Source organism: Streptomyces sp. NPDC020801 (assembly GCF_044334385.1).
Classification (GTDB): domain Bacteria; phylum Actinomycetota; class Actinomycetes; order Streptomycetales; family Streptomycetaceae; genus Streptomyces.
On record NZ_JBIRST010000027.1, the window covers coordinates 53,197 to 77,856 of the forward strand.

The 24,660-nt window shown below is 73.0% G+C and carries 23 protein-coding genes; 6 read left to right on the plus strand and 17 right to left on the minus strand.

Annotation, left to right across the window (positions count from 1 at the left end; translation table 11 throughout):
* The first annotated feature begins 321 nt into the window (after window positions 1-321).
* Together ACH4UM_RS36090 and ACH4UM_RS36095 are read left to right on the plus strand one after the other, a co-directional pair.
* Window positions 322-582, plus strand: a complete 261-nt coding sequence (locus ACH4UM_RS36090; protein WP_398189032.1) for a DUF6629 family protein — start codon at window positions 322-324, stop codon at window positions 580-582.
* 277 nt (window positions 583-859) lie between these two features.
* A complete protein-coding gene (locus tag ACH4UM_RS36095; RefSeq protein WP_398189035.1) occupies window positions 860-1,180 on the plus strand; it encodes an acetyl-CoA synthetase in 321 nt (106 codons plus the stop codon).
* A 25-nt stretch (window positions 1,181-1,205) separates the two neighbouring features.
* Here the strand turns inward: ACH4UM_RS36095 and ACH4UM_RS36100 are convergent, their stop codons facing one another.
* From ACH4UM_RS36100 to ACH4UM_RS36110, 3 genes are all read right to left on the minus strand, one after another.
* Entirely contained in the window at window positions 1,206-2,294 is a 1,089-nt protein-coding gene (locus ACH4UM_RS36100) for a hypothetical protein (protein WP_398189038.1), read from the minus strand.
* A gap of 266 nt (window positions 2,295-2,560) precedes the next feature.
* Complete coding sequence (locus ACH4UM_RS36105; protein WP_398189041.1) at window positions 2,561-4,018, minus strand: protein kinase; 1,458 nt, start codon at window positions 4,016-4,018, stop codon at window positions 2,561-2,563.
* A gap of 142 nt (window positions 4,019-4,160) precedes the next feature.
* A complete protein-coding gene (locus tag ACH4UM_RS36110; RefSeq protein WP_398189043.1) occupies window positions 4,161-5,030 on the minus strand; it encodes a class II glutamine amidotransferase in 870 nt (289 codons plus the stop codon).
* Window positions 5,031-5,247: 217 nt separating this feature from the next.
* Here ACH4UM_RS36110 and ACH4UM_RS36115 point away from each other — a divergent pair, with 217 nt between their 5' ends.
* The 3 genes from ACH4UM_RS36115 (at window position 5,248) to ACH4UM_RS36125 (ending at window position 6,616) form a co-directional block, all read left to right on the plus strand.
* Complete coding sequence (locus ACH4UM_RS36115; protein ID WP_398189046.1) at window positions 5,248-5,634, plus strand: DUF4440 domain-containing protein; 387 nt, start codon at window positions 5,248-5,250, stop codon at window positions 5,632-5,634.
* 154 nt (window positions 5,635-5,788) lie between these two features.
* Window positions 5,789-6,244: a DoxX family protein gene (locus ACH4UM_RS36120; protein ID WP_398189048.1), complete on the plus strand. Its 456-nt coding sequence runs from the start codon at window positions 5,789-5,791 to the stop codon at window positions 6,242-6,244.
* 120 nt (window positions 6,245-6,364) lie between these two features.
* The gene (locus ACH4UM_RS36125; protein WP_398189051.1) at window positions 6,365-6,616 is read left to right on the plus strand and encodes a hypothetical protein; all 252 of its coding nucleotides are present in this window, start codon (window positions 6,365-6,367) and stop codon (window positions 6,614-6,616) included.
* A 175-nt stretch (window positions 6,617-6,791) separates the two neighbouring features.
* Here ACH4UM_RS36125 and ACH4UM_RS36130 read toward each other — a convergent pair whose 3' ends face one another.
* The 14 genes from ACH4UM_RS36130 to ACH4UM_RS36195 all read right to left on the minus strand — a co-directional run bounded on the left by ACH4UM_RS36130 (window position 6,792) and on the right by ACH4UM_RS36195 (window position 24,024).
* Window positions 6,792-7,793 (minus strand): histidinol-phosphate transaminase, encoded by a 1,002-nt coding sequence (locus tag ACH4UM_RS36130; protein ID WP_398189053.1) that lies wholly within the window; start codon window positions 7,791-7,793, stop codon window positions 6,792-6,794.
* A gap of 15 nt (window positions 7,794-7,808) precedes the next feature.
* Entirely contained in the window at window positions 7,809-8,828 is a 1,020-nt protein-coding gene (locus tag ACH4UM_RS36135; protein WP_398189056.1) for a 3-oxoacyl-ACP synthase III family protein, read from the minus strand.
* Window positions 8,825-9,478 (minus strand): SRPBCC family protein, encoded by a 654-nt coding sequence (locus ACH4UM_RS36140; RefSeq protein WP_398189058.1) that lies wholly within the window; start codon window positions 9,476-9,478, stop codon window positions 8,825-8,827. Before ACH4UM_RS36140 ends, ACH4UM_RS36135 begins: the two co-directional genes overlap by 4 nt.
* A complete protein-coding gene (locus ACH4UM_RS36145; protein WP_398189061.1) occupies window positions 9,450-11,261 on the minus strand; it encodes a thiamine pyrophosphate-binding protein in 1,812 nt (603 codons plus the stop codon). Before ACH4UM_RS36145 ends, ACH4UM_RS36140 begins: the two co-directional genes overlap by 29 nt.
* Window positions 11,258-12,274: a GlxA family transcriptional regulator gene (locus ACH4UM_RS36150; protein ID WP_398189064.1), complete on the minus strand. Its 1,017-nt coding sequence runs from the start codon at window positions 12,272-12,274 to the stop codon at window positions 11,258-11,260. The genes ACH4UM_RS36145 and ACH4UM_RS36150 overlap by 4 nt, the downstream gene beginning before the upstream one ends.
* 232 nt (window positions 12,275-12,506) lie before the next feature.
* Window positions 12,507-14,330, minus strand: coding sequence for a GMC family oxidoreductase N-terminal domain-containing protein (locus tag ACH4UM_RS36155; RefSeq protein ID WP_398189067.1), 1,824 nt, complete (start codon window positions 14,328-14,330; stop codon window positions 12,507-12,509).
* Complete coding sequence (locus ACH4UM_RS36160) at window positions 14,327-15,709, minus strand: hypothetical protein (RefSeq protein WP_398189070.1); 1,383 nt, start codon at window positions 15,707-15,709, stop codon at window positions 14,327-14,329. The genes ACH4UM_RS36155 and ACH4UM_RS36160 overlap by 4 nt, the downstream gene beginning before the upstream one ends.
* Window positions 15,706-16,392: a FadR/GntR family transcriptional regulator gene (locus ACH4UM_RS36165; protein WP_398189073.1), complete on the minus strand. Its 687-nt coding sequence runs from the start codon at window positions 16,390-16,392 to the stop codon at window positions 15,706-15,708. The genes ACH4UM_RS36160 and ACH4UM_RS36165 overlap by 4 nt, the downstream gene beginning before the upstream one ends.
* Before the next feature lie 217 nt (window positions 16,393-16,609).
* Window positions 16,610-17,269, minus strand: a complete 660-nt coding sequence (locus tag ACH4UM_RS36170; RefSeq protein WP_398189076.1) for a DUF5825 family protein — start codon at window positions 17,267-17,269, stop codon at window positions 16,610-16,612.
* Window positions 17,270-17,287: 18 nt separating this feature from the next.
* Window positions 17,288-19,246 (minus strand): RiPP maturation radical SAM C-methyltransferase, encoded by a 1,959-nt coding sequence (locus ACH4UM_RS36175; RefSeq protein ID WP_398189079.1) that lies wholly within the window; start codon window positions 19,244-19,246, stop codon window positions 17,288-17,290.
* 87 nt (window positions 19,247-19,333) lie between these two features.
* Window positions 19,334-19,456: a hypothetical protein gene (locus tag ACH4UM_RS36180; protein WP_256257095.1), complete on the minus strand. Its 123-nt coding sequence runs from the start codon at window positions 19,454-19,456 to the stop codon at window positions 19,334-19,336.
* 84 nt (window positions 19,457-19,540) lie between these two features.
* Window positions 19,541-21,367: an alpha/beta fold hydrolase gene (locus ACH4UM_RS36185; protein ID WP_398189082.1), complete on the minus strand. Its 1,827-nt coding sequence runs from the start codon at window positions 21,365-21,367 to the stop codon at window positions 19,541-19,543.
* On the minus strand, window positions 21,360-22,727 hold the full coding sequence (locus tag ACH4UM_RS36190; RefSeq protein ID WP_398189084.1) for an MFS transporter: 1,368 nt from the start codon (window positions 22,725-22,727) through the stop codon (window positions 21,360-21,362). Before ACH4UM_RS36190 ends, ACH4UM_RS36185 begins: the two co-directional genes overlap by 8 nt.
* 679 nt (window positions 22,728-23,406) lie before the next feature.
* Window positions 23,407-24,024 (minus strand): PadR family transcriptional regulator, encoded by a 618-nt coding sequence (locus ACH4UM_RS36195; protein WP_398189087.1) that lies wholly within the window; start codon window positions 24,022-24,024, stop codon window positions 23,407-23,409.
* Window positions 24,025-24,147: 123 nt separating this feature from the next.
* Between ACH4UM_RS36195 and ACH4UM_RS36200 the strand changes: the two genes are divergently transcribed.
* On the plus strand, window positions 24,148-24,549 hold the full coding sequence (locus ACH4UM_RS36200; RefSeq protein ID WP_398189090.1) for a nuclear transport factor 2 family protein: 402 nt from the start codon (window positions 24,148-24,150) through the stop codon (window positions 24,547-24,549).
* Window positions 24,550-24,660: the final 111 nt, after the last annotated feature.

Consider the following 24,660-nt stretch of genomic DNA (forward strand, 5'->3'; position numbering starts at 1 on the left):
CACGCCGGCTCGCGCCGGGCACCCGGGTGCGCGGGGCACCCCGAGCGGTGAAGCACCTGCCGTCCCCGGACACTGGAAACCGGACCACGCACCCTGCGGCCGCGGACGTGCTCACGTGCACGCGCTCAGGAGATGACGCCGTGAACTCCTTGTCACCCGGCTTCCACGGGCGGGGCAACCGCCTGGCGGACCGGCTGCCCCCCGGTCAGCAACCGCGCACGCAGGACGGCAGATCCGGCCCGGTGGACCGGGATCACGGGTAGCGTGGGCCGCGGGCCGGAGGGTTGCCCGCGAGACGGCGGACCGATGGTGGCGTGATGTGTGCTGCTCGCCGGCGACCGGCGGCTGCTGACTCCGGGGATCCTGGTCGCCGTGGGTGCGTTGGCCTGCTGGGCGCTGTGGCGGCTGGAGTTCGTCTCCACCTGGTGCGCCCTCGCGGCACTGTGCTCGGTCGCCCTGCTCGGTTGGGTGCGTGGCCGCCCGGCCTCTTCCCATGGGGCATCGCCGTGTTGCGCATCACTGACGCCGAAAAGGTGTCTGCCGGGGGCACTGCGGTCATGCTGGTTCCCGGAGTCGCGGTAGGCCGGGAGGTGCACGGATGCGGTGGTGGGCCGGAGGATGGGTGATGGCCGGGACGGTCGTCCTGGCGGCGTGCGGCGGACCCACGGGGGGTGGGCCGGCCCAGGAGCCGTCCAGGAGCGGCTCTGCTACGCCGTCGGCCGGTGCGCCGACACCGAAGCCGACGCACACGTCCGCGGCCCCGTCCACGAGCGGGCGGCCCGCGAGCCCGCCGCCGACCGGCCGGCCGGCGTCGCCCACGGCACCCTCCGCCACCGCGGGCAGGTGTGCCTCCGGACATGTGGACATCACCGTCGGGCCCGGTGACGCGGCCGTCCGGCGGCTGTGCGTGCGGCCCGGCACCGTGGTGTCCCTCCTCCTGCGGCCGCGCGTGGACGACAAGCGGTGGACGGGCGTGCAGAGTTCCGCACCGGTCTTCGTCCTCGTGTCCGGATGGCACCTGGACGCGAACGGCACCGCCCACGCCACGCTGCGCTGCGCGAGCACGCGCGCCGGCGCGGCCACGGTGACCGCGCCGGCGAAGGCGCCGGACGTGGCGGGTGCGGCGCGCGTCGCCTTCACACTGGACGTGAGCGTGGTTCCGTACCCGAAGGAGGGCTGAGCGCCGGGAACCGGCGCGCTTGCGTCTAGCGCGCCGTGACCGTCAAGTAGCTGGTCTTCCTGACCCGGCCGTGGTGTGCCACAACGGTCACGGGGTAGCGGCCGGGCTTGAGGCCGGCCCGGACGGTGGCCGTGTTGTAGTAGCGCGGGTCGTCGCCGTCGGCGCCCTTGCTGTCGTCGGCGTTGAGGCGCAGTACGTGGGTGAAGGCCGGTGACGTGGCGGTCAGCCGCCGCTCCTCGCCCGGGTCGGGGTCCTTGTCGTGCCACATGACGGCGACCCGCCCTCCGGGGAGGACCTTGAAGGCGGGTCCGCGGGGGCTGTCGGCGTAGCCGATGTCCGGGTCGAAGAAGTCGGGGCCGTACGCCTGGCCGAGGTAGTCGGGATCGCCCGGGCGGGACGAACGGACCGTCAGACGTTTCTCGGCGATCCGGCGGCCGTGCGCACCGTACAGCCCGAAGGTGTACGTGCCGTCCGCCAGGCCCGGTTTGAGCTGCGGCTCGGCCGAGAAGGCCCGGGGGTCGTAGTAGTCGTACACGTCGTTGTGCACGAGACGCACGGTCCGGGGCAGCGCCGCCGACCGTACGGTGAAGTCGGTGCCCCGCTCGCCGGGGTACAGGTCGTCGAAGTGCAGCGGCACCGGCTGCCCGGGCCGGGCCGTGTTCGACCACACCGACAGGGTGAACGACGGGCGCTCGGAACGAACGACATGGATCCTGTCCCGGGCCACCGCGCGGCCGGCGACGGTCACCGAGAGCTCGTACCAGCCCGGCTTGTCCTTCATCGCCAGGGCCGGTGCCGCCCCGTAGAAGCCGTTCTGCCAGCGCAGCGGTACCGGGCCGCTGAACGCCGGCGACCGGGCGGTCACCGCGTCGTGTCCCTGGTCGCGGCTGATCCCGTCCAGCCGAATGTCGACAAGTTGCCCGGGCCGGGCGTCGAGTTGGCCGTTCAGGATCAGCATGGGTTTGCCGGCCCCGGGGGCAGGCGTACCCGGTGTGCCGCCGCCCGGGGCCTGGTGCGTGCGATGCCCGCCCGCCCCGCCGGTGTTCGCGGTGCTGCCGCATCCGCACAGCACCAGACCGGCCACCGCACCCGCTGCGAGCCTGGACCAGTTCATCGTTGCCCCCAGTCGGTTGGTCACCTTCAGAGAGGGAGGCAGGGCACCGTTGGTTGTCTGTGAACATCGGGAGATTGCGGACAACAAGCCCGAGTCGTCGCTCCACGGAGTGTGATTTACGTGGTCTCACGGATGACGCGTGGTCAGCCGACTGTGAGGATCGGGCGCGAGCGCCGGCCCTGCACTCGGTGTGGGCGCAGCGGTGGCCATGAACATCTACGGCCGCCGGCGGCGTGGCCTTGCGCAGGAGGCGCCCGGAGGGAACGTCAGCCGTCGTGCTCCGGCGCGGCATGCCTGGGTGGCTTCTTGTCCTTGCCGCCCGGGTGCCGGGCACCGTGGGCCGTGGCGCCGGGTTGGGCGGGGGTGCCGTCCGCTGCCGCGGAGCTCCTGTGCCGCGGCCCGGCGCCCGGCTCACGGCCGCCCGAAGGCCGCGTCGCGTCGACCGGGTGCGCTCCGGCGGCGGAACGCCCGGCCTGGCCACCGGAGCGGACGGCCGGGGTGCTCGATGACGGCGGGGCGCCGGGCGGCCGCACCGTGGGTGAGCCGCTGCCGGTGGGTGCCTGGGCGCCGGCGGACGTGTGCGTGTCCGAGGCGGCCCGGTCACCGCTGTCCCCGCCGGCGCCCGGGGCCACGGCGAGAACGGCCCCCAGCGCGGCCGAGAGCACCGTCAGAGCGGTGCCCACCGCGAGGCGGCGGGACGGTCCGGCCCTGCGGGCGGCCTCATCGGCGGTCCGGTCGACACCGGGGCTGTCGGAACCGGCGCCTTCGAAGAAGCCTGCGGGTGCTACGGACGTCACGGCAGGGTCGAGTGCGGGATCTCCTCGCAGGCCGTCGGGCACCCGCGAATCGTCCGGCAATTCCCCGCGCGCTCCGTCTCGCAAGTCGCCGAGGACCCGGGCGCATCGCCCGGCATCGGGCCTGGCCTCCTCCTCCAGAGCCGTCATGTCACGCAGCAGCCGGGCCAGAGGGCTGGGTATCCAGCCGGGGACCACGGGTTGACGGTGCAGGCGGGCCACGGCGGCTTCCAGGGGAGTGCCGTCGTACTCCAGCCGTCCCTTCAGGCATTCCAGCAGTACGAGCCCGAGCGCGTACACGTCGGCGGCCGCCCCGACGTCCTTGCCCAGGGCCTGTTCCGGAGCGAGATAGGCCGCGGTCCCCAGCAGCACGTCGGGCGCCGTGTGATGCGTGGCGTCCATCAGGCGCGCGATGCCGAAATCCGTCAGGTACGGATCTCCCGAGCGGCTCATCAGCACATTGGACGGCTTGACGTCCCGATGCACGATCCCGGCTCCGTGCACATGGGCCAGCGCCCCTGCGAGGTCGGTGCCGAGTCCGGCGACCGCCCGCGTGGTCATGGGGCCCGACGACAGGTGCTGACGCAGGGTCCGGCCTTCGACCAGCTGCATCACCAGGTAGGCGCGGTCCCGGTGCCGGCCGGCGTCGTAGACGGTGACCAGTCCGGGGTGGTCCATGCGCGCCAGGAGGACGGCCTCCTCGGCGAAACGCTGTTCCGACTGCCGTCCGGCGCACGACCTGAAGACCTTGACGGCGACCCGTCGCCCGAGGCGGACGTCGACCGCCTCATGGACGTCGGCGGCCCCTCCCCGGCCGATTCTCGGGCCCAGGCGGTACCGGTCACCCACGACCTCGGCGGACGTCCGAAGTGCGGACGTCCGAGATGCGGACGTCTGAAGTGCTGACGGGAAGTCCGACAGGCCGCTCATCTGCCTCTCCATCACTGTCACCGCGAACACGGCTCGGCACGAACGATGCTGCGGCGTCGGGTACCCGCTCTCGCGCCGGGCACCCGGGCCGGAATCCGGCGGGCGGCCCGGGGCGGCTGCCGGGCTTCCTCGGACAGGGCGGTCAGGCGGTCTTCTGCGAGGCGGCGGCGTCGGGGCGCAGGTCGGCCAGTGCGAGTGGGTGGGCGGGGGCATCGGGCAGGACGACACGGGAGGTGACGTCCAGGTGCCGGTCGACGTGGAGCAGTTCGCCCGGTGCCATGAGGCGCCAGTGCGGATTGTCGTCCATGCGCTCGCTGGCGACGACGACGGACGGGTGGCCGGCCAGAGCGGCCGAGTGGACGCGCAGGTGCCCGTGGCTGCCGCTGTGGTCCAGATGCCGGGTGCGGTGGTGACCGCCGGCCGGCCGCTCCAGGACGTAGAGCTCGTGCGTGGCCGGGTAGCGCAGCGCCCACAGTTCGCCGGAGGTGACGAGCACGATGTTGAGGGCGTAGAGGGGCAGGTGCTCGGCGACCCATCGCGCGGCCTGCCGGAGGCCGGCGCCGACGTCCCCGCCGTGCCGGGCGGTCTCCCGGGTGACGAGGGCGAAGAAGCGCTCGGAGTCGGTGTCACCGTGCACGAGTGAGCGGTCCTCGCCCAGGTGGCCGTCGAGGCTGTCGAGGCCCTCGATGACCCCGTTGTGCGCGAAGAGCCGTCCGTCCTGTTCGAAGGGATGGGTGTTGCGGATGCTCAGGCCGCCGGTGGAGGCGTAACGGATGTGGGCGACGAACGTCGCCGACTCCACCTGCCGGGCCTCCTGTGCGAAGGCACGGTCCTGGTAGGCGGCGATCGGCGCCTTGTGGACCCGCGCGGAGCCGTCGGCGCCGAAGAACCCCAGCCCGGTGCCGTCGGGGTCGCGGTGGCTCTGGTCGCTGAGGCTGTCGGGAGCGTCCAGCAGCCAGAACGTGGCGCGGGTGCGCCTGGGGGAGCTGATCAGTCCGAACAGGCGGCACATGCGCCCTCCTTCGTCCCGCTCCACGCGCGGGGCGCAGCGTGATGCGCACACCGCCTTGCGCTCCACCCCACAGGCGAGAGCGCGTGATGTCCAGCCGGGCGGTGCCCAAGGGCGGACGGCCGCCCACGGATGGCCTCCGCACCGGCCGGCCGGTTTCACCGGATTCCTTCGTGGCCCCCGGCGACTCTTTGGAGACGGCCCGGGAGAAGATGCTCGGGTGAGCCATGAATCCGATGACATCGACGAGGCGGTGGCGGGCGAGCTGCGCCTCATGGACCCCCGTGTACGGACGTCGCGGGAGGCGGCCCGGCGGTTGCTGGATCCGGAGTTCGTCGAAGTGGGTGCTTCGGGCCGGCGATGGACCCTCGAGGAGATGCTTGCCGCGCTGCCGGAGATGTCCGGTGGTTCCACGGACGCTCCACGGTACGAACCGTCGGCGATGGCGGGGGTCGTGCTCGCCCCGGGTCTGGTGCATCTCACCTACGAGACCGCGATCGGCGGCCGACGGGCACGCCGCAGTTCCCTGTGGCGCAAGCGCAGCGAGGCGACGGGCTGGCAGATGTACTACCACCAGGCCACCCCCGTTCCGCCCGAGGCCGCATAGCCGGCGGTGGCGGTCCCCGGCTCAGAGGAACCCCAGAGCCGACCGTGGCTGGCGGTGGACGGCAAACCGCGCCATGCTCGCCTTGTCATGTTCATGTATTAGTGCGCGGGTGCGCGATCCGCCCCCGGGCTCCCAGACCGGAGGAGTGACCCCCATGAACTTCTCGCCGGCACAGACATTACGTACCGTACGTCCCGGTGTGCAGGCCCTGTTCCGCCTGGTGACCGGCTTCCTCTTCGCCTGCCACGGCGCGGCGTCCCTGTTCGGCGTCCTCGGTGGAGCCCACGGCGGCGGCACCGTCCCCACGCTTCAGTGGCCCTCATGGTGGGCCGCGGTGATCGAGCTGGTGGGAGGCGTCCTGGTGTTCCTGGGCCTGTTCACACGGACGGCGGCCGCCGTCTGCTCGGGGTCCATGGCCTACGCGTACTTCACGGTCCATCAGGCACACGCCCTGGTGCCCATCCAGAACGGCGGTGAACCGGCTGTCCTGTTCTGCTGGTCGTTCCTCCTCATCGCGATCCTCGGACCCGGCGCGTACGCCGTCGACACGGTGCTGAGCAGGCGCACGGTCGCCACCGCCGACCGCGGCGCGGCACCCGTCCCCTCCTAGACCGGCCCCGAGTCCCGGAGGGTCCCGAGCGGCCGGACCGGCACCGCGCGAGGCCGGTCCGGCCCCCGGCCCGCCCCGGAGGCAACACTCCGGGGCGGGCCCGTCGGGGGTTCCGACGCGATGTCACAGTGGACGGTCGTCGGCCCGGGCGGACTGTTCGACGCGGCGGCGGTCAGCGAGTACGAGACCGGCACCTCACGCCTGCCGGGCCGGTACACCGTGCGGGCCGATCTCGCCCACGAGCTGCTGCGGCAGGCGGTGGAGGGGCGGGAGGTGCGCGTGTTCGTGGACGTGCGCACGACCGTGGGGACGCCGAACTTCCTCGACCTCGTCCGGAAGGAGGCGTTCGGGCGAACGGAGCGGGTGAGCTGAGTGCCCGCCGCCCGGAGGCACCGGGCGGTGTGCCGTGGGCTCCGGGCCACGGAAGGCGGCGTGGCGGGCGCGCGGTGCCGCGGAGGCCGTCCACCGCGACGCCGCCGCGGGTGCCTCTGGCCGCCCTGGCCAGAGGCACCCGCAGGCTCAGTGTGGTGGCGTGCCGGCCCGGCCCCTACCGTCGGTCCACTTGGCGGTCCACTGCCGACAGAGCGGTGATGACCGCCTCGTTGGCCGCCCGGCTGCCGACGGTGAGCCGCAACCCCTCGCCCGGGTAGTGGCGCGCCTGGACGCCCGCGGCGGTGAGCGCCACGGCGCCCCGGTCGACCGGATCGGGCGTGGCGAGCCAGACGGAGTTGGCCTGGCCCGGGCGCACATGCCAGCCGAGACCGGCCAGTTCGCGCTGCAGCCGTTCGCGTTCGGCGACCACCGTGTCCACCCGGCGGCGCAGCTCGTCGCCGGCCCGCAGCGAGGCCTTCACCGCCGCCGCGGCCACCGCGTTGATCCCGAAGGGCAGCTGTTGCCGGCGGATCCGCGCCACCAGGCCGGGGGCGCCCAGTGCGTAGCCGATGCGCAGGGCGGCGAGGCCGTAGGCCTTGGAGAAGGTGCGCAGGAGCAGCAGGTTGGGATGGGTGTCCAGCAGGGCGGGCGCGTCCGGGAGATCGGCGCCGCGGGCGAACTCCACGTAGGCCTCGTCGAGCAGCACGGTGACGTGCGGCGGAACGCGGCGCAGGAACGCCGCAAGTGCATCCGCGGTGACCACGCTTCCGGTGGGATTGTGCGGATTGCACAGCACCACCACCCGCGTGCGGTGGTCGAGCGCCGCGAGCAGCGCGGTCGGATCCTGGGTTCCGTCCGGCGGCAGCGGTACGGCAACGGGCTGCGCGCCGACCATGCCCGCCAGCAGGGGATAGGCGTCGAAGGTGCGCCAGGCGTACACCATCGAATCACCGGGCTCGACCACCGCCCGCAGCAACTGCAGGGCCACGCCCACCGATCCACTGCCCACCACGACGCGGTCGGGTGTCACCCCGCACCATGCGGCGATGCGCTCGGTGAGGTCCTCGGGATGGAACTGCGGATACCGGTGGGCCTGTGCCACGGCCCGGTGCATCGCCCTGCGTACCGAGGGCAGCGGTGGGTACGGGCTCTCGTTCAGGGCCAGTCGGTGCAGCACGGGGACGTCCATCGCTCAGGCCTGCCCGCCGTGCCAGCGGACGGCGACGGCACCGGCGAAGTCCCCCGCGTGGGCGAATCCCGCCAGTACCACCAGGTCGCCGTCCTCGACCTGCCGTGCGCGGACCGCGCGGTCCAGGGTGACCGGGATCGCCGCTCCGAAGAGGTTTCCGTACTCGTCGAAGGTGTCCAGGTGCCGTTCGGCCGGCAGTTGCAGAGCCTCTCGCCAGTTCCGCAGGAAGGTGCGGTTGGGCTGGTTGGTGATGAGGACGTCGATGCCGCTGGTCGGCACGCCCAGCCGCCGGCACACGGCCGTGACCGCCTCCGGGACGAGACGGTTCCCGCGTGCCAGGACCTTGGCCACGCTGGAGTCGGTGAAGCCGATGCGCAGTTGGGACTCGCCCGGCTCCCAGTACTTGCGGCCGTCGTCGACCGCCACGGTCATGTCCCCGGCGTACTGGCCGATGTGCCGGGCCTCCACGTCCAGGACCGGTGCGCCGGCCGACGTCGTCACGTACCCCACGCCGCAGCCGTCGCCCGGGATCGCGGCCTGGGCGAGCCTGCGCACCTCGGACTGGGTGAACCACTGGCCGGCGGCGCTCTGCGCGTTGCAGATCAGCGCGCTCTTCGCATCGGTGGTGGTGAGGATCTGCCGGGCCAGCTTCAGCATGTGGATGAAGGAGGCGCACCCGGCGTTGGCCACGTCGACGAGCCATTCCGGGTTCAGGCCCAGCCGCCGTGCCACCTCGGTGCCGGCGCCCACGAACGGCAGGTCCGGCAGCTGACTGTGCACCAGCAGGACGTCGACGCCCCGGATCGCCCTGCTGCCGTGCCGTTCGATCAGGGGCTGTACGGCACGCTCGACCATGTCCGCGTTGGTCTCGTCCCGGGGCACGTGGTGGCGGGTCGGCGGGATCTTGAACATGGGGTGGTCACGAAGCTTGTCCTCGGCCCCCGGGCACTCGGTGTAGAACGCCGCGGGGACCGGCTCGCCGGGAAGGTAGCTCGCGACGTCGGTGAGACTGACGGTGGTCACCGGGCCACCTTCCGCGCCACGGGGACGCCGACCGGCAGGCCGTTGCGGTGGCGGTGTTCAAGGATCGCCTTGAGGTTGTTCATCTCCAGGGTGTGTCCGGCGTAGAACAGGTCCCAGTAGTCGCCGACCCAGGGGCGGTCGGGGTGGGGGGACAGGCCGGGGTGCGGGTTGTCGTCGTAGTAGGGGTGCCGGCAGTTGGTCCAGGTGATGACCGATCCCGGCCGGTCGAGCACCAGCGCGGCCGGGACGACGCGCATCAGGTAGATCATCCACAGCTTGTCGCCCTGGTCCCAGGAGCAGTGGTAGTCCACGGTCATGGCGTCGGGGTTGGCGACCACCCTGCAGTAGATCCTGGTGTCGTCCTCCAGCCGGTCGTGACCGACCCACAGCCCCGGTGTGCCACTGGGCCCGAAGTCGCGCAGGCTGCAGGTCCATTCCTCCAGGTGGTGGCCCTGACGGAGGTAGTCGTAGGCCTGCTCCGGCGGGCAGTCGACGTACGCGTGGATGGTGCAGTACTGGCCGTACACCTGGTCGTGGGGGTAGACGGCGTGGGTGAGCTCCATGCAGTGGGCGGCCAGTTCCTCCTTGCCGGTGTTCTCGATCCGCATCAGACCGGGGATGTCAGCCAACGTGGACGACTGCTCGCTCATCTGAACTCTCCTTGCTCTCGGTGGCTTCCGTGCTTTCGGTGGCTTCCGCGGCTTCCGCGGCTCGCGTGAACGGCTGGAAGGGAAGGAACGGGGGGATCTCCCGCGGGTCGCACTCGACGGCGACGAACGCCGGGCCGGTGCCCGCGTTGCCGCGCAGCAGGGCTTCGCGCAGCTCCACCGCGTCACCGGCCCCGGTGGCCCGCAGGGACGGGAAGGCGGCGGCCACCCCGGCGGCGAGGTCGGTGCGGACGAACAGGTCGTCGTCGCGGACTCCGCCCTGGAGGAACTCCTCACGCAGCACGCACATGGCGTGGGCGTTGTTGTTGAAGACGACGAAGGTCACGGGTGCGGCGTGCTCCACCGCGGTGTGCACTTCCATCCCGTGCATGAAGAAGGCCCCGTCGCCGGCGAGGACGTAGGTGCGCCGGCCGGTGGCGAGAGCCGCGCCGATCCCGGCCCCGAAGGTGTAGCCCATGCCGCCCATGCCGACCGCCACCACGAAACGCCCGTGCCGCGGTGCCGGGAGGAGGTGGATCGCGCTGGCCCCGGTGTTGCCCGCGTCCACGAAGACGTGCGCGTCCTGGGGGAGGGCCGCCTCGACCGCGGCGACGGCCTGGGCGTAGGGGATGGCGCGGCCGGGGGCCTGCGGGACCGAGCCCGGCAGGGGGGTGGGGCGGGGACCGGAGTGCGGCGGGCAGGCACGTGGGTGCGGCGCAAGCCGGTGGGTCACCGCGCGCAGCGCGTGCCGCACGTTCCCGGCCAGTGCGGTGGCCGCGACGAAGGGCGGTTCGCAGCCGATGCTGACGACGTCGGTGGCGGCCAGGGCCGCGTCGAGGCCGCCGCGCGCCAGGACCGGCAGCCGGGAGCCGGCCAGCAGGCACACGTCGGCCCGCCGCAGGCAGTCCTCGACGTTGGCGTGGCCCATCACCCCGGCCACACCGGCGAAGCGGGGATCACGGTTGTCGAAGACGTCCTTGGCGTCCGGGGTGACCGCCACCCACGCCCCGAGCCGGCGGGCCAGTTCGGCCAGCTCCGCGCGGGCGTCCGCGGCGGCGATCTCCTCACCGGCGATGACGAGGACGTTCCCGGCCCCGCGGAGGAGGTCCGACACGGCGGTGAGGGCCGCGGCGTCCAGCCGCGCGTCCGTCGCCGTCGTAGCCGTAGCCGCCACGTCCGGTGCCGGGACGTCCGGTGCCGGTCCCGTGCCGCGGGCGGGCGCCTGGATCCGTGTCTGCTGCACGTCCTTGGGCAGCAACAGCACCGCCGGTCCCCGCGGATGGGCCTGTGCCGCTGCCATCGCCCGGGGCAGCAGCTCGGTGAGCGCCTGCGCCGTCTCGACCCGGGCACAGAACCGGGAAATCGGTGCGAAGACCTCAAGCGCGTCCAGGGAACCCGCCTTGCCGCTGGAGTCCTGGAACGCGCCGCGGCCCTCCTGGCCGGTCGGCGGCTGGCCCACCAGGGCCAGCACGGGCACCTGAGAGGCGAATGCCTCGGCAAGACCCGGCACCAGATTCATCGCCCCACCGCCCGAGGTGGCGGCGACGACGCCGAGACGCCCGGTGGTACGGGCGCAGCCGTCGGCCATCGTGACGGCGGAGAACTCGTGCTTGGCGACGATGCCGCGTACGGCGCCGCCGCGGTGCAGGGCGTCGTACAGGTCCTCGATGTTCGCGCCGCCGACCCCGAAGACGTGGGTGACGCCGGCCCGGGCGAGTTCCCCGGCCAGGTGGTCGACCAGGCGAACCGTTCCTTCCTCGGACACCTCCGAGGTCGTGATGGTCATGCGGGGCTCCTGTCCGTCTCGTGGTGGCGGGCGATGAGGCCGGAGGGCGAGATCACCTGGAAGCGGTGCCGGTACTCCTTGGGGGTGAGCCCCAGGGATCGTCCGAAGGAACGGAAGAAGGTCTCCGGGGCGGCGAATCCGCAGCGGCGCGCCACCTGACCGATCGACAGGTCGGTGGTCTCCAGCAGCTCGCGGGCGCGGGCGATACGCGTCTGCTCGACGTACTGCCCGGGGGTCGTGCCCACCTCGCGCCGGAAGACCCGGGCGAAGTTGCGCAGGCTCATGTTGGCCCGCCGGGCGATATCGGCCACGGGCAGCGGATTGTGCAGGTTGTCCAGGATCCACTCCTGAGCGGCCCGGATGGGCGGATGGTCGGCCAGCTGGGCGTCGAGCACGGCGCTGAACTGGGACTGTCCGCCGTGCCGTTTGAGGAACAGCACCAGGAACCGCGCCGTCTCCAGCGCGAGTGCCGCACCGTGATCGGCCTCCACCAGCGCAAGCGCCATGTCGATCCCGGTCGCCACCCCCGCGGAGGTCACGAAGGGGCCGTCCCAGATGAAGATCGGCTCGGCGTCCACCGTCACGGCCGGATAGCGGTCGGCCATCGCCCCGCTGTACGCCCAGTGCGTGGTGGCGCGTCTGCCGTTGAGCAGGCCGGCCTCGGCCAGCAGAAAGGCGCCGCCGCACACGGAGGCGACCCTGCGGGACCGTGTCGCCGCCCGGCCGATCCAGGTAACCAGCGCCCGGTCCGCGAGGGCGTCGCTCAGTCCCCAGCCGCCCGGCACGAGAAGCGTGTCGATGGGGCCCAGCCCCGCCTCCAGCGGCGAGGCCTCCACGATCACTCCCGAACTCGTGCGCACCAGCGGCGCGTCGGCGGAGACGAAGTCGACCCGGTAGGGGACCCCCGACGGCCCGAGAAGCCGGTTGGCCGTGTCGAACACTTCAATAGGTCCGGTGATGTCCAGGGCCAGGGCACCCGCGTACACCACCACAACAACACGTCGCTCTAACACGGTCACAGCCTGTATCGAATGTCGTACTGGCTGCAATGACAGATTACTGACGCATCCGGCCAGCAGCCGGCCGCCGGGTACCGCGGTGCGGCGCCTGCCAGGCAGTTCGAGCCGGGAGCCCGGAAATGCGGGGTGAGGCAGCTCACATGGGGGCCGGCGCCCGGCCCGGCCTCCCCGTTCGAGCCGTGAGGCCCACGAGGAGGGGCCGGACGGCTCGAACGACCCGTGGCTCTCAGCTCAGATGGGCGCGGGCGACGGCGGAGGCCACGGCCATGATGCTCAGTTGGGGATTGACCTCGGGACAGGACGGCAGGACCGACCCGTCGGCGACCAGAACGCCGTGCACGCCCCGCAGCCGGCCCTCCGGGCCGACCGGTGCGCGGCCGGGATCGGCGCCCGCGGCCGCCGTGCCCGTGGGATGGAACGCCGACAGGTGCAACTGCCGTGCGGTGACACCGCCGAGCAGGGTTTCCAGCTCGTCCGGAGTCCGGGCCCGGGGCGCCTGCGGCACTCCGGTGAGGACTTCTCGCGCCCCGGCGGCGAAGAGCAACTTCCCCATGGCCCGAACGGCCGTCAGCAACCGGCGGCCGTCGCGCGCATCCAGCGCGTAGCGGACGAGGGCGCGGTTGCGGCCCAGGACGTGCCCCGAGGCACGGTCCGCGATCATGGCGCCGAGGACGGCCAGGTGGTCGGCGTCCTCCAACTCGCGGCGCAGGGCCCGGCCGACACCTGGCAGGACGAAACTGGTCATGCCGGGCGGGCTCGCGGTCGCCTCGATGAGGATGCCGCGATCGTGCAACTGCTCGACGCCGACGCTCTGCAGTACGCCTCTCCAGGACGTGACGGGCTCACCGAATCGCCCCGCGACGCTGGTGGCCGGATGCACACTGAGGTTCCGGCCGATTTCCGGGTGCGCCCCGAGTCCCGACCGGCGCAGCAGCGGGGGAGTGTGCAGGGCACCCGCGGCGGTGACGACGAGCGGGCTGAGGATCTCGAACGCGGTGCCGTCGGGTCGCTCCACCCGCACCCCGGCCGCGCGTGGGCCCCCGGGACGGTCGTGGTCGACCAGGATGCGCCGGACGCGGGCCCGGGTGACGATACGGGCGCCCGCGGCACACGCGTCGGGCAGCACGGACAACTGGACGCTCTGCTTGGCACCGGTGGGACAGCCGACCACGCACTGGCAGGAGCCGGCGCACCCCGGTGCGTTGCGCCGCAGTGGACCCGCCCGCCAGCCGAGCCGTTCGGCCCCGGTGAGGGCGAGCAGCCCGTTGGCGCCCAGGACGTCCAGCGGCTGAGTGGCCACGCGCAGCAGGGCTTCGACCTCGTCCAGGCGCGCGTCGAGGCCGTCGGCCAGGTGGAAGCCGAAGCCGCTGCTCCAGCGGGCGAGCACATGCCGCGGAGTGCGGTAGCAGGTACCGGAGTTGACGACGGTGGTACCGCCCACCGCGCGTCCCACGGGCAGCAGCAGGGGCGGGTCGCCGAGGGCCGCGGACGCGCCGCCGTCCCGGTACAGGTCGGTGAACCGGTCCAGCGGGGCACGGCCCGCGAAGGAGGACGTGGGATGGTGTTCGCCCTCCTCGAGCACCACGACGTCGAGCCCGGCGCGCGCGAGAGCGTGGGCGGCGACGGCTCCGCCCGCGCCGGATCCGACCACGACGGCGTCGGCGGTGGAGCGGGTGGGCCACTGTGCGGCCGGGACACACGAAAGGGGCGGGTCCTTGGGCGGTACGGGGGCCGGCACGGGCGCGGTGCGTTCGGTGGCCGCAGCCAGTAGCACCGGCACTTTGAGGAGGTCGAGCAGGGGGGCGAGCCCGGGACGCCGGCCCAGCTCGGAGAGGACCGCCTCCCGCTCGTCCGGGCCCAGGGCGGCCAGGCGGCGGCCGGTGCGTACCACGGCGTAGGCCTCGACTGCGGCGACGCCGGTGCGTGCGGCGGTCCGCACCGGCCGGGGCAGCGCGGCCAGCAGGGCCTCGAGCCGGCCCGGCACGCGGGCGGCCCACGGGGCGTCACCGTTGTCGGCGAGCAGGGCGGCGACGAGTCCCTCGGCGGTCACCGGTCGCCCACCTCCGCATGCGCGGTGCCCTCCAGCGTCCAGTCGGCTTCCGTGCGCCAGCGGCCCCACCAGCGCTCCAGCAGGATGCGGGCGTCGGCGGTCTCGCTGTTGCGGCACACCGCCGGGGCACCGTCGGGGTCCCGGTAGTCCAGGGTCAGGGTGCGTTCGGCGGGCTGCGTCACCTCCACTCGCACGCGGCGCAGCGTCGTGCGCCCGGTCACCGCCCAGTCCGCATGGCCGATACGGGCCCGGAAACGGCCGATGCCCAGCAGCCCGGCCGCGGAGCGTTCCGCACGCCGCGGCCAGGTACGGCCACGGTGCCTCAGGCGCAGGAACACGAGCGGCGGCAGCCGGCGCAGACCCGGGCGGGTCGACGTCGCCGCGACGACCTCCAGGACGTCGCCCGCGCCGAGGTCGGCGTGGAGCCAGGCCCAGCGACGGGCGTTGCCGTGGCCGTGGATACGTGCGGACGCGCCGGGCGCGGCCTTCAGGGTGAGGGTGCGCTCCCCGTCGAAGAGGGTGCCGTGGTAGGCGGCACGGGCCGCGGGGAGCAGGTGGGCCGCGGGGAGCAGTGGGTGCCGCCACGACCAGCGCGGAAAGGTGAACAGCGGGGAGTCCAGGGACGCTTCGGTGAGATCCCAGCGGAATTCCCCGGCACTTCCGGTCAGCCGTCCGGCGGCCGCGGTGACGCCGGCGGCGCGGAATCCGTCCGCGGGCCGCGGCCAGGGGGCGGGACCGAAGCGGGCGTGGCGCACCTTCCCCTCGCGGGGGAACGTCGCCACCCAGCCGTGGGCCGTGGGCGCGGATCCGTCGGTGGGCGCGGTGAGTTCGTGGTGCAGCCACACCCCGGTGCCGGTCGCCGGGTCGGTCAGGGTGGTGTACCAGACCTCCGTGCGGCCCGGGGCGCCGTCCCACCGGGGCACGGCGTAGTGGGCGGAGTCCTCGCGCCGGGGGAAGCGGAAGCTGAGCAGGAAGGGTACGAGCCCGGTGGCGGGCGGGAAGCGGAGGGTGCCGGCACCGATGCGTGTCCCGTTGTCGTACACGGTGAAGGGCAGGACCGTCATCGACCGCACCGGATGACGGGGTGTCACCGACTTCCAGCCGTCCAGGGCGAGGGTGCGCCCCCCGGCGGTGAACGACAGGCGGTAGCGGATGCGCCGGCGGGCGAGCGGCGAGATCTCCATCTCGCCCGAGGCGTGCCGGTCGTCGGCCACCCCGGTGATGCGCAGGCGGCCGCTCAGACGGGCCGTGGTGGTGCGGTGCGGCCTGAGCACCTCGCCGGCCTCGGCGCGCAGATCGAGGCGCATGCGCCGGTCGCGGTCGTCGCCGTCGAGGCGGACCGTGCCGAACAGTGCCTCCGTGAAGGACGTGCCCCTCATGACAGTCCTCCCAGCATGATCCGCTCGGTGTCCCGTAGATAGGCGTCCGCGGCCGACCTGGCCCTGCCGGTGTCCGCCGAGCCGACGGCGTCGACCACGGGGGCCAGCCGCCGGTGGGCGGCCTCCGCGTCGGTGAAGGGGCCACGCAGCGCGGCCCGCACCGGAAGGTAGGCGTTGAAGAGGGTGTTGGTGAGCAGTACGTAGACGCGGTTGCCGGTGGCGCGGGCGAGGGCGCGGTGCACCTCGACGTCGGCCAGCTGCACGTCGTCGGGGCTCCGCCCGTCGCGCACCGCCTCCAGCAGGGCGGCCAGTTCCGCCCGTTGGGCGGGCGTGGCGCGGGCGGCGGCCCGTTCGGCGATCAACGCCCCGATGCTGCGGCGCACTTCGAAGACCTCGTGGATCCACCGGGAGTCGTGCCGTACCAGCATCGGCAGCAGGTCCGCGCCGCCGAGGCGGGCGAAGTCGCGCACCCGGGTGCCGACGCCGTGCCGGGTCTCCAGCAGCCCCGCCTGCGCGAGGCGTCCGAAGGCGTGCTTGAGGGTGGTGCGGGTGACTCCGTAACCGTCGGCGAGCTGCCGCTCCGGCGGCAGGTAGGTGCCGGCGGGATGGCGGCCGGCCAGGATGTCCTCGCGCAGCCGGTTCTCCAGGACGTCCACGATCGTCTCGCGGGGCAGCGCTTCCACGCATCCTCCTCATGGCAGCATACTGGCTGAGTGGCTCATCCACTGAACCAGCAGAGGTGACCGATCGTCAATCCCCTGGAGACCACTGCCGGGCCCGCCTCCCGGCGCATGACTCCGGCGTCCGCCTCGGCCGGCACGACGAGGCGGACGGAGAACGGCGAACTGCTCGATGGTCCGGCGCGCACCGTGGCCTCCCGGCTGCGGCAGCGCCGGTCGTTCACACCGCTATGGCTTCCTGGAGCCAGCGGCTGACCCGGTAGGGCAGCCACCACACCAGGTCACCCAGGCGCAGGACGAGGTGTTCGGCCGTGAACTCCTCCAGCACGCCGGCGGGTACGTCGGCGTGGTGGGCACCGGGGTCGAGGAGGGCGATGGCGTCCTGGTAGCGGGGTTCGTCCGCGGTGAAGCGGCGCAGGTCTCCCCACCGGCGGTCGCGGATCTGGATGAATCCCGGGCCCTGGCGCCAGACGAGCTTGCACAGGTAGTGGCGGGTGCGCCAGCGGTGCAGTGCCTCCTGGGGGTCGGCGGGACCGGTGAGCGTGCGCGGCGGGTGCAGGTGGGACAGTACCTTCCACTGCTGTGCCGGCTCCTGCGACGGCAGACGGCACTCCCAGTCGACGGAGACGGCGTGTGCGGTGAGGTCGCGGACCAGACGCAGCCGGTCGACCGCGGCGCGGTGTGCCGCGGGACCGGCGGCACCCAGGTCGACGGCCGCGTCCAGCTCGGCATGGCGGACGCCCATCGCCCAGAGGCGCTCGACGTCCCTTGAGCCGGGCGTCACGGGGAGCGGACCCAGGGACATGCCCGGCAGGTGGCGGGCCTGCGGGTCGTGGTCGCGCCAGGCGCGTACGGTGAGTTCCGGTGCGGTGACGGTCATGTGCGGTCCTTCCCGGAGTCAGGACAGGGCGGGCGCGGGCCCGGCCGGCGCGGCGGGTGCGGGGGTGGGGGTGCGGCGGGGCTCGGCGCGGGCGTGGACGTGACGCATGTAGTCCAGGCGCAGCAGGTCCTGGTTCACCGCGGCCGGGGCGATGTGGACGTACTGGCCCGCGTCGGTGAAGACCACTCCGAGGGTGACCCACTCCCACAGGAGCGCCTCGAGTTCCTGCGGTGTGCGCTCGGCGGCCCCGGCGGAGGCGGATGTGATCTTGCGGTGCAGTGCCGTGGTGCCATGCGGCTGGTCCAGGAGCCGGAAGACCGCGATCTCGAACGGATCGGTGAGCTCCATGGTCCGCCAGTCGAAGGAGTGGCGCCTGCTGACCAGCACGATCCGGTCACCGAGGTCGGTGTGGGTGAGGCGGGCGTCGGCGTGGTGCTTCTTCCAGGCGGCGATGCCGTCGTTGAGGCGGCCGACCGTCGGTTCGGTGATGCCGCGTTCGGGGGCCTGGAAGACGTAGGCCAGGTCGTGCAGTTCCGCCTCGGGCAGGTCGTAGGTGAAGAGGTAGTGCTCCTCGGGGCGCAGCCCGGTGAAGCCCAGTTCGGGGCGTTTGAAGTAGGGGCTGAAGCGTTCGATGGCGATCCGGGCGGACAGGTCGACCGGCGGGTTGAGGTGTTCCAGGGCGGGGAGTTGGCCGATGACGGGTTCGTAGTCGTCCGCCGTCTCGCCGGGGAAGCCGTGCAGGTAGTTCCACGACACCGACAGCCCGGTCTCCGCGGCGTCGCGGAGCATGCGCACGTTCTGGCAGCCGCTTACCCCCTTGTCCATGAGGTCCAGGACGCGGCTGTTGAGGCTTTCGATGCCGGGCTGCACGTAGATGAGGCCCGCGTCGGCCAGGACCTGCAGTTGCGGGCGCCGCATGTTGGCCTTGATCTCGATGTGCATGCGCAGGTCGTAGCCGCTGTCGACGATGCGGGGCAGGACGGTGGACAGGTAGCGCATGTCCAGGATGTTGTCGACCACGTACATGTCCAGCACGCGGTGGCGCTGCGCCAGGTCCATGATCTCCTGGTAGAAGGTGTCGGGGCTCTTGCTGCGGAACTCCATGAACGAGCCGTTCAGACCGCAGAAGGTGCAGTGGTGCTTCTCCCCCCACCAGCAGCCGCGGGCGCCCTCGACCACCAGTTTCGGTTCCACCCAGTTGCGTGCCACGGACGCGGCGAGGCGCTCGAAGTAGCCGCTGTAGTCGGGGGACAGGATGGCCGCGGGCGGCAGCGGGCCGGCAGGCATCGGGTTGGCGACGTGCGGCAGGTCCGGTGTGCGGTGGCACAGCCCCGGAATCGAGGCGACGGCGGCCGTCTCCCCGCCCCGCAGCGCGGTCAGCAGCCGGGGGAAGGCGTCCTCGCCCTCGCCGCGGATCACGTAGTCGACGAAGGGGAAGTTGCGGTGGACGGCGGCCCCCTGCTCGGCATCGCAGTTGGCGCCGCCCATGACGGTCACGATGTGCGGGGCGAGGCGCTTGATCTGCCGGGCGGCGGCCAGCGCCGCGGTGTTCTGCTGGAAGGTGGACGTGAAGCCGACGACGTCCGGCCGCATGTCCACCACGCGGCGGGCCACGCCGGCGACGAACTCGGGGACGACGCGGTGCAGTTCCTGCGTCATGCGCATCCGTGACCGGCGCAGCCTGTCCGTCATCACGGCGAGGAACTCGCGGCCCTTCCACTCCGGGTCGTCGTAGAGGGCGGAGGAGAACACCCAGTCGCCGCAGCCGAGGAAGTAGGAGGACAGGGCGTAGTACTCGTAGTCCCCGGCGGAGAACTCGGTGCGGTCGGTGATCCAGTCGGTGAATTCCAGGTTGGCGTGCAGCACGTCGCAGGTCGCGTCCTCGACGCGCTCGGCGACGCTCCGTTTGAGGATGCCGAGGGCCAGCGAGGGCAGGTCGATCGGTGACCAGGGCATGTTGACCAGAAGAACGCGCACGGTCGGCTCCTTGCGCACGAGCGGTGGCGGGGAATGCGGGAAGGGGGCCCGGCCGGGCCGCGAGGGGCGGACCGGCCGGGCCGTAGCTCACTCCTCGTCGCCGCCCTCGTCGGCGTTGCGGAACGGCACGGTGATGGTGATGCCGATGCCGGGCTTGCGGTTCTCCTCGTCGCCGGCGAGCGGGTCGTTGTGGATGATGTCCTTCTGCACGGTCGTCCTCCTTCTCGGACTGCGTGGTTCTCCGTGGTGCCTCGAGTGGGTGGTGCTGTGCAGGTCCCGGCCCCGCTGCCTGCATCAGCGGGGCCGGGGTCCGCCCGGTCGTGCCGGGGGACGCCGAGGGCCGGCCGGTACCGGTGCCGGCAGGTGCGTGCGCAGGAAGGCCAGGGAGCGGCGGAGTACCGCGACGTGCGTGGCGCCGTCGTAGCCGTCGTGGCCGGTGTCGAGCCACATCTGTTCGTGTTCGACGCCTGCGGCGGTGAGGGCGGTGAGGTAGGTGCGGATCTGCTCGGGCGGGCATTTTGCGTCCTGGCCGGCGCCGACGACGAGGAGCGGTGCCGCCACGTCTGCCGCATAGGTCAGGGGCGAGCTGCTGGAGTATCGTTCCGGCACCTGTTCGGGGGTGCCGCCGAACCAGCGGACGTCCAGGGCGCGCAGTGCGGGTGTGGTCGTGCGGTGGGCGGTGACCCAGTCGGCGACGGGCTTGACCGCGATGCCGGCCCGCCACAGCGCGGGGCGGACGCCGAGGGCGAGCAGCACCAGATAGCCGCCCCAGGACACCCCCCACAGCGCGATCGCCCGCTCGTCGACGAGTTCGCGGCGGACGAGATCGGCGCGGACGGCGACGAGGTCGTCCACCTGGGTGTGGCCGACACCGGCCCCGAAGGCACGCCGCCAGCGGGGTCCGTAACCGGTCGAGCCACGGTAGTTGACGCGCGCCACGGCGTATCCGGAGGCCACCAGCGAGTGCACCGTGGCGTCGTAGGCGTCTCTGTCCTGGTCGGCCGGGCCGCCGTGCACCAGGAACACGGCCGGCGGCGGGGCGGTGGCAGTGGTGTGCGAAGGGCCCGGTCCGCTCTCGGCGGGGTGCGGCAGGCTGAGCAGGGTGTGGACGGGCCCGTCGGGTGTCGGTGTCCACACCTCGGTGTGCCGGCCCGGTACGCGCGGCAGGAGGCCGGTTGCCGGCAGCGGGGTGCCGTCGGTCGCGTGGAGGACGGGCGGGTGGGCCGTGTCGGTCCACAGGTAGTGCAGCTCCCCGCCGGGCCGGGGGGCTGCGTCGAGCAGGCTGCCCCTGGGCGTGGGGACGACCCGGGTGGTGCGGGAGTTCAGGGACACCCGGTGCAGCAGCGAGCGGCCGTGGCGGTCCTGGCGGACCAGGACCTCGCGCGTGCTGGGGTACCAGCGTGCGGTGATCTCGGTGTCGAAGCCGCACCAGGGATGTGCGACCAGTCCGCCGTCCGGGGTCCAGGTGGCCAGCGTGTAGCGGTCCTCCAGCTCGTGCACCAGCAGGAGTTCGCGGCGCCCGGGCAGCGGCGAGAAGCCGCGGCACCAGAGCCTGCCCCGAGAACCGCCGGGCGGGGGCAGGGTGGCGGTGACCCGGCCCGTGACCGTGACGACGGTGACGGCCGGGTCGCCGTCGGGTGCCGCCGCCAGGGCCACCAGATCGCCTTCCGGGGGCATGCCGCCCAGACGCGGCTCCCCGGCGATGGTGAGGATCTCGCGCGGGGCGTGGCCACGCCGTCCCACCAGCACGCTCGTTCTGTCCGGCCGGGAGGCGACCACCGCGGCGGCCGTGCCGTCGGCCGTCACCGTCAGCCCGCGCGGCAACCCGGCCGGCGCGCCCGGCAGGCCGGGCAGCCGGGGGCCGCCGTCGAACGGCTGGTACCACCAGTGCCCTCGCCCCTTTGAGTCCTCCTCGAACCACCACACGTGCGCGTCCGCGTCGATCGCGCAGTGCACGGTGCCCCGGGGCCGGTCGGTGACCTGCCGGCCCCTGCGCGTGGCCGCATCCCAGGTGAACACCTCGCAGCGGCCGCCGGCGTCCGCGATGAGCACCATGCGTCGCGCGTCGCGCGGGCACACGTCCGGCAGAGCACCGAGGAAGACCCTGAAGGAGTCACTCACCGCTGTCTCCCTCTTTCCGCGCGGCCGTGGCCGCCGCTGCCCTGTCCAGCACGGCGCGGGCCCTTGCCTGCGTGTACACGGCCAGCGCGGCGAACAGCACGGTGCACAACAGTGCGGGCGCGCTCGCGTTCCACTCGGTGATCAGGACCGCCGCGGCGGCCGGGGCGCCCGCGGCGGCCAGCGCGGACACCGAGCCGAGCACGGCCCCCGCCCGCGACTGCAGGGCGGCCGGTGTGCAGGCGACGGCGAGGCTCGACAGCACTACGGTGATCAGCGGCAGCAGGAAGGACAGCCCGGCGAACGCCACTCCCCAGCTCCACGCGCCGCCGGCCCACAGCAGCGCGCCGCACGGCACGGGCAGCAGCCAGGCGGCGGCCGTCAGCACCCGTGCCGGGCCAAGCCTCCGCACCACCGCGGGCGCCGTCAGGGTGCCCAGCAGACCGGCCGTACCGGAGGCGGTGAGCACCAGACCGGTCGCGGCGCCGTGCCCTGGGCCCAGTTCGAACAACGCGGTGTAGAACAGCAGGGTCAGCGTGGCACCGGCAGTGGACGTCCATACGAGGACGAGCCGCAGCACACCGGAGCCGGTGACCGTGGCCAGACCCGCTCTCGCGGCGCCCGGCCACGCACGCCACGCCGCCGCGCGCCGCCATGGGCGGGGGCCGGTCGCCGGTGCCTCCGGCGCGGGCGCGGGCGTGTCGAGGGGGGAGCGGACGGCTCGTATGCCCAGGGCTGCCGCCGCGTAGGAAAGGGCGTCCGCCAGGAAGGGCACGGGCCGGGCGAGTTGGAAGAGAGCACCCCCCAACGCCGGGCCGAGAACGAGCGCCGCCTGGTCACCCGCCTGCATTCCGGCTGCGGCCCGGGGCAGTTCCTCGACCGCGGCCAGGTGAACCAGGGCGCCACGCGCCGCGGCCTCGTAGGCCACGGCGCAGAACCGTTCCAGCAGGGCCAGTGCCACCACGACCCACAACGCGGGGCGGCCCAGGCAGGTCAGTGCCAGTACGCCCATGCCCAGCGCCGCGAGTGCCGCCGACCCCGTCATGATCCGGCGCCGCCGTCCCCGGTCGGCGGGTACGGCGACCAGCGGTCCGAGGACCACCGCGACGAGCGCGGCCGCGCTCGCGAACATGCCCGCGGCGCCGGGGGAGTGGCCAAGATCCAGGAGCAGCAGGGGGAACACCACACCGGAGGCCTGACTGCCCAGTCCGTCGATCCCGTTGACCCACCACAGAATCCGCAGGTCGGCCTTGCGGCGGGCGGGCGGCCCGGGAGGCACGGGCTCGTCGGCACGTTGCCGGACAGGAGACCAGTCGACCTTCCCCACCTCCCCCTTGACGACGGCACGCGCGTCGGAAGTCACCAGAAAGCAGGCACGCCGGAAGCCGGGGTACGAGCGACCCGGATGTGCCGAAACTGTGTATGAAGCGTGAAAGCGAGCCGGAGCCTAGTCAGCCCGGAACGCCGGCGACAAGAGCCGGACAGCATGGGACCGTTGGCCGATACAGGGACATATGGCCGACACTCGGCTGGCGGGAAACGGCGGGTCGTGCCCACGCATCGGACGCGGCCTGGGGTGCGGTCCGCCCGCCCGCGCCGGGCATCCCGCTTCACACCCGCACATCAGCGGCACGGCACACCGTACGGTCCGGCACGGCTCGCGCATGGCGTCCACGGCGCCGCGGCACGCCCCGTCCACCGCTTTCCGAGGCACGGGCGTGCGCGGGGGCCTCGGTCCGGGCAACCGTTGCGGAGCCGAACGCGGGTGCCGGGCGGGGCGATGACGGCGCGCCCGTCCAGGGCGCCCAGGCGGCCCATGGTGCCCGCGCCCCGCTCCGGCGGGGTGGCGAGGGGCGTTGCCGCATTGGCCGACAGCGCACTCCATCCACGGTCAAAGAGCAATCAATCATTCCCCTTCAGGCCGTGTCGCTTCGCGCCGGCCGTCCGGGCGGTCATGCTGCGCCGCGGTGCCGTCGTCGCACGGATCTGACTCCTCCGTCGCCGCCCGCCGGTGCGGTCGCTGCGCACGCATGGTGCCTCGGTCAGTGGAGTGCGGGCCGCGCGGGCCCGGCTTCCGGCCGGCTCCGCCCGGAGCCCTGGGCCGCGGCGCGCCGCTCCAGTGCCTGCAGAACCGTCCGGCGGCCCCACTGCACGTTGGCCCGTTCCAGGGCCAGGCCGCCCAGCAGGGTGAGGTAGGGGCCGACGCGCTCCGCGGTGGTGAGGAACTCCCCTTCCCCGCGGCCGGCCAGCAGGCGTTGCTGGGCGCGCTCGAAGCGGGCGAGTCTGGCGGCGGACCGCTCCACCCGCTCGAGGACACCGGCCCGCACGGCTTCGAGGTCACCGGCGTCAACGGACTGGATCTTGACCAGCAACTCGTCGCGCAGGGCCATCGGCTTGCTGGAGACCTCGGCGGTGTAGGCGCGTACGGCCTCGAGGCCGGCTCCGGTGAGCGAGTAAAGACGCTTGTTCGGCCGGCGCTCCTGCTGCACCACGCGCGCGGCGACGAGCCCCTCGCCCGCCATCCGCTCCAGCTCCCGGTAGATCTGCTGCGCAGTCGCCGTCCAGAAGTTGGCGACCGACGCCTCGAACCCCTTCGCGAGCTCGTACCCGGACGCCTCGCCCTCCAGAAGCGCGGCCATCACCGCATTGCGCAGAGCCATGGCCGCCAACCTAACACCCGGTTGCATAGTCAACGAGGCGATTACTCGCTCTGGACACGGAGTGGTCCGCTGCATAATCTGCGATGCGCCTAGTCAATTCGTTCACTATACCGAGGTGGATCGATGCACGCCTTCCGCAAGGCCGTCGAGGCCGGCGACATCGACGCGGCGACCGCGCTGCTGGCCGAGAACGTCGTCTTCACCAGTCCGGTCGCGTTCAAGCCGTACACCGGAAAGCCCGTCACCGCCGCCATCCTCCGTGCCGTGGCCCAGGTGTTCGAGGACTTCCGGTACGTACGGGACATCGCCGACCCGGACGGACGCGACCACGCCCTCGTGTTCACCGCGACCGTCGGCGGCAAGCAGATCCAGGGCTGCGACTTCCTGCATCTGGACGAGGAGGGCAGGATCGACGACTTCACGGTGATGGTGCGTCCGCTGTCGGCGGCCCAGGCGCTCGCCGAGGCGATGGGCGCGCGGTTCGAGCAGATCTACCGGGAGGCGGCCGCGGGCGGCCCCGCCTGAGCACCGGACGCCGCCCCGAAGTGCCCGCGACTGTGGGGAACTTCGCCCGGCGTGACGGGGCGTCCGCGGCTCGTATCATGAACACTTGCATTTGGCATGTCCGCCGTGATG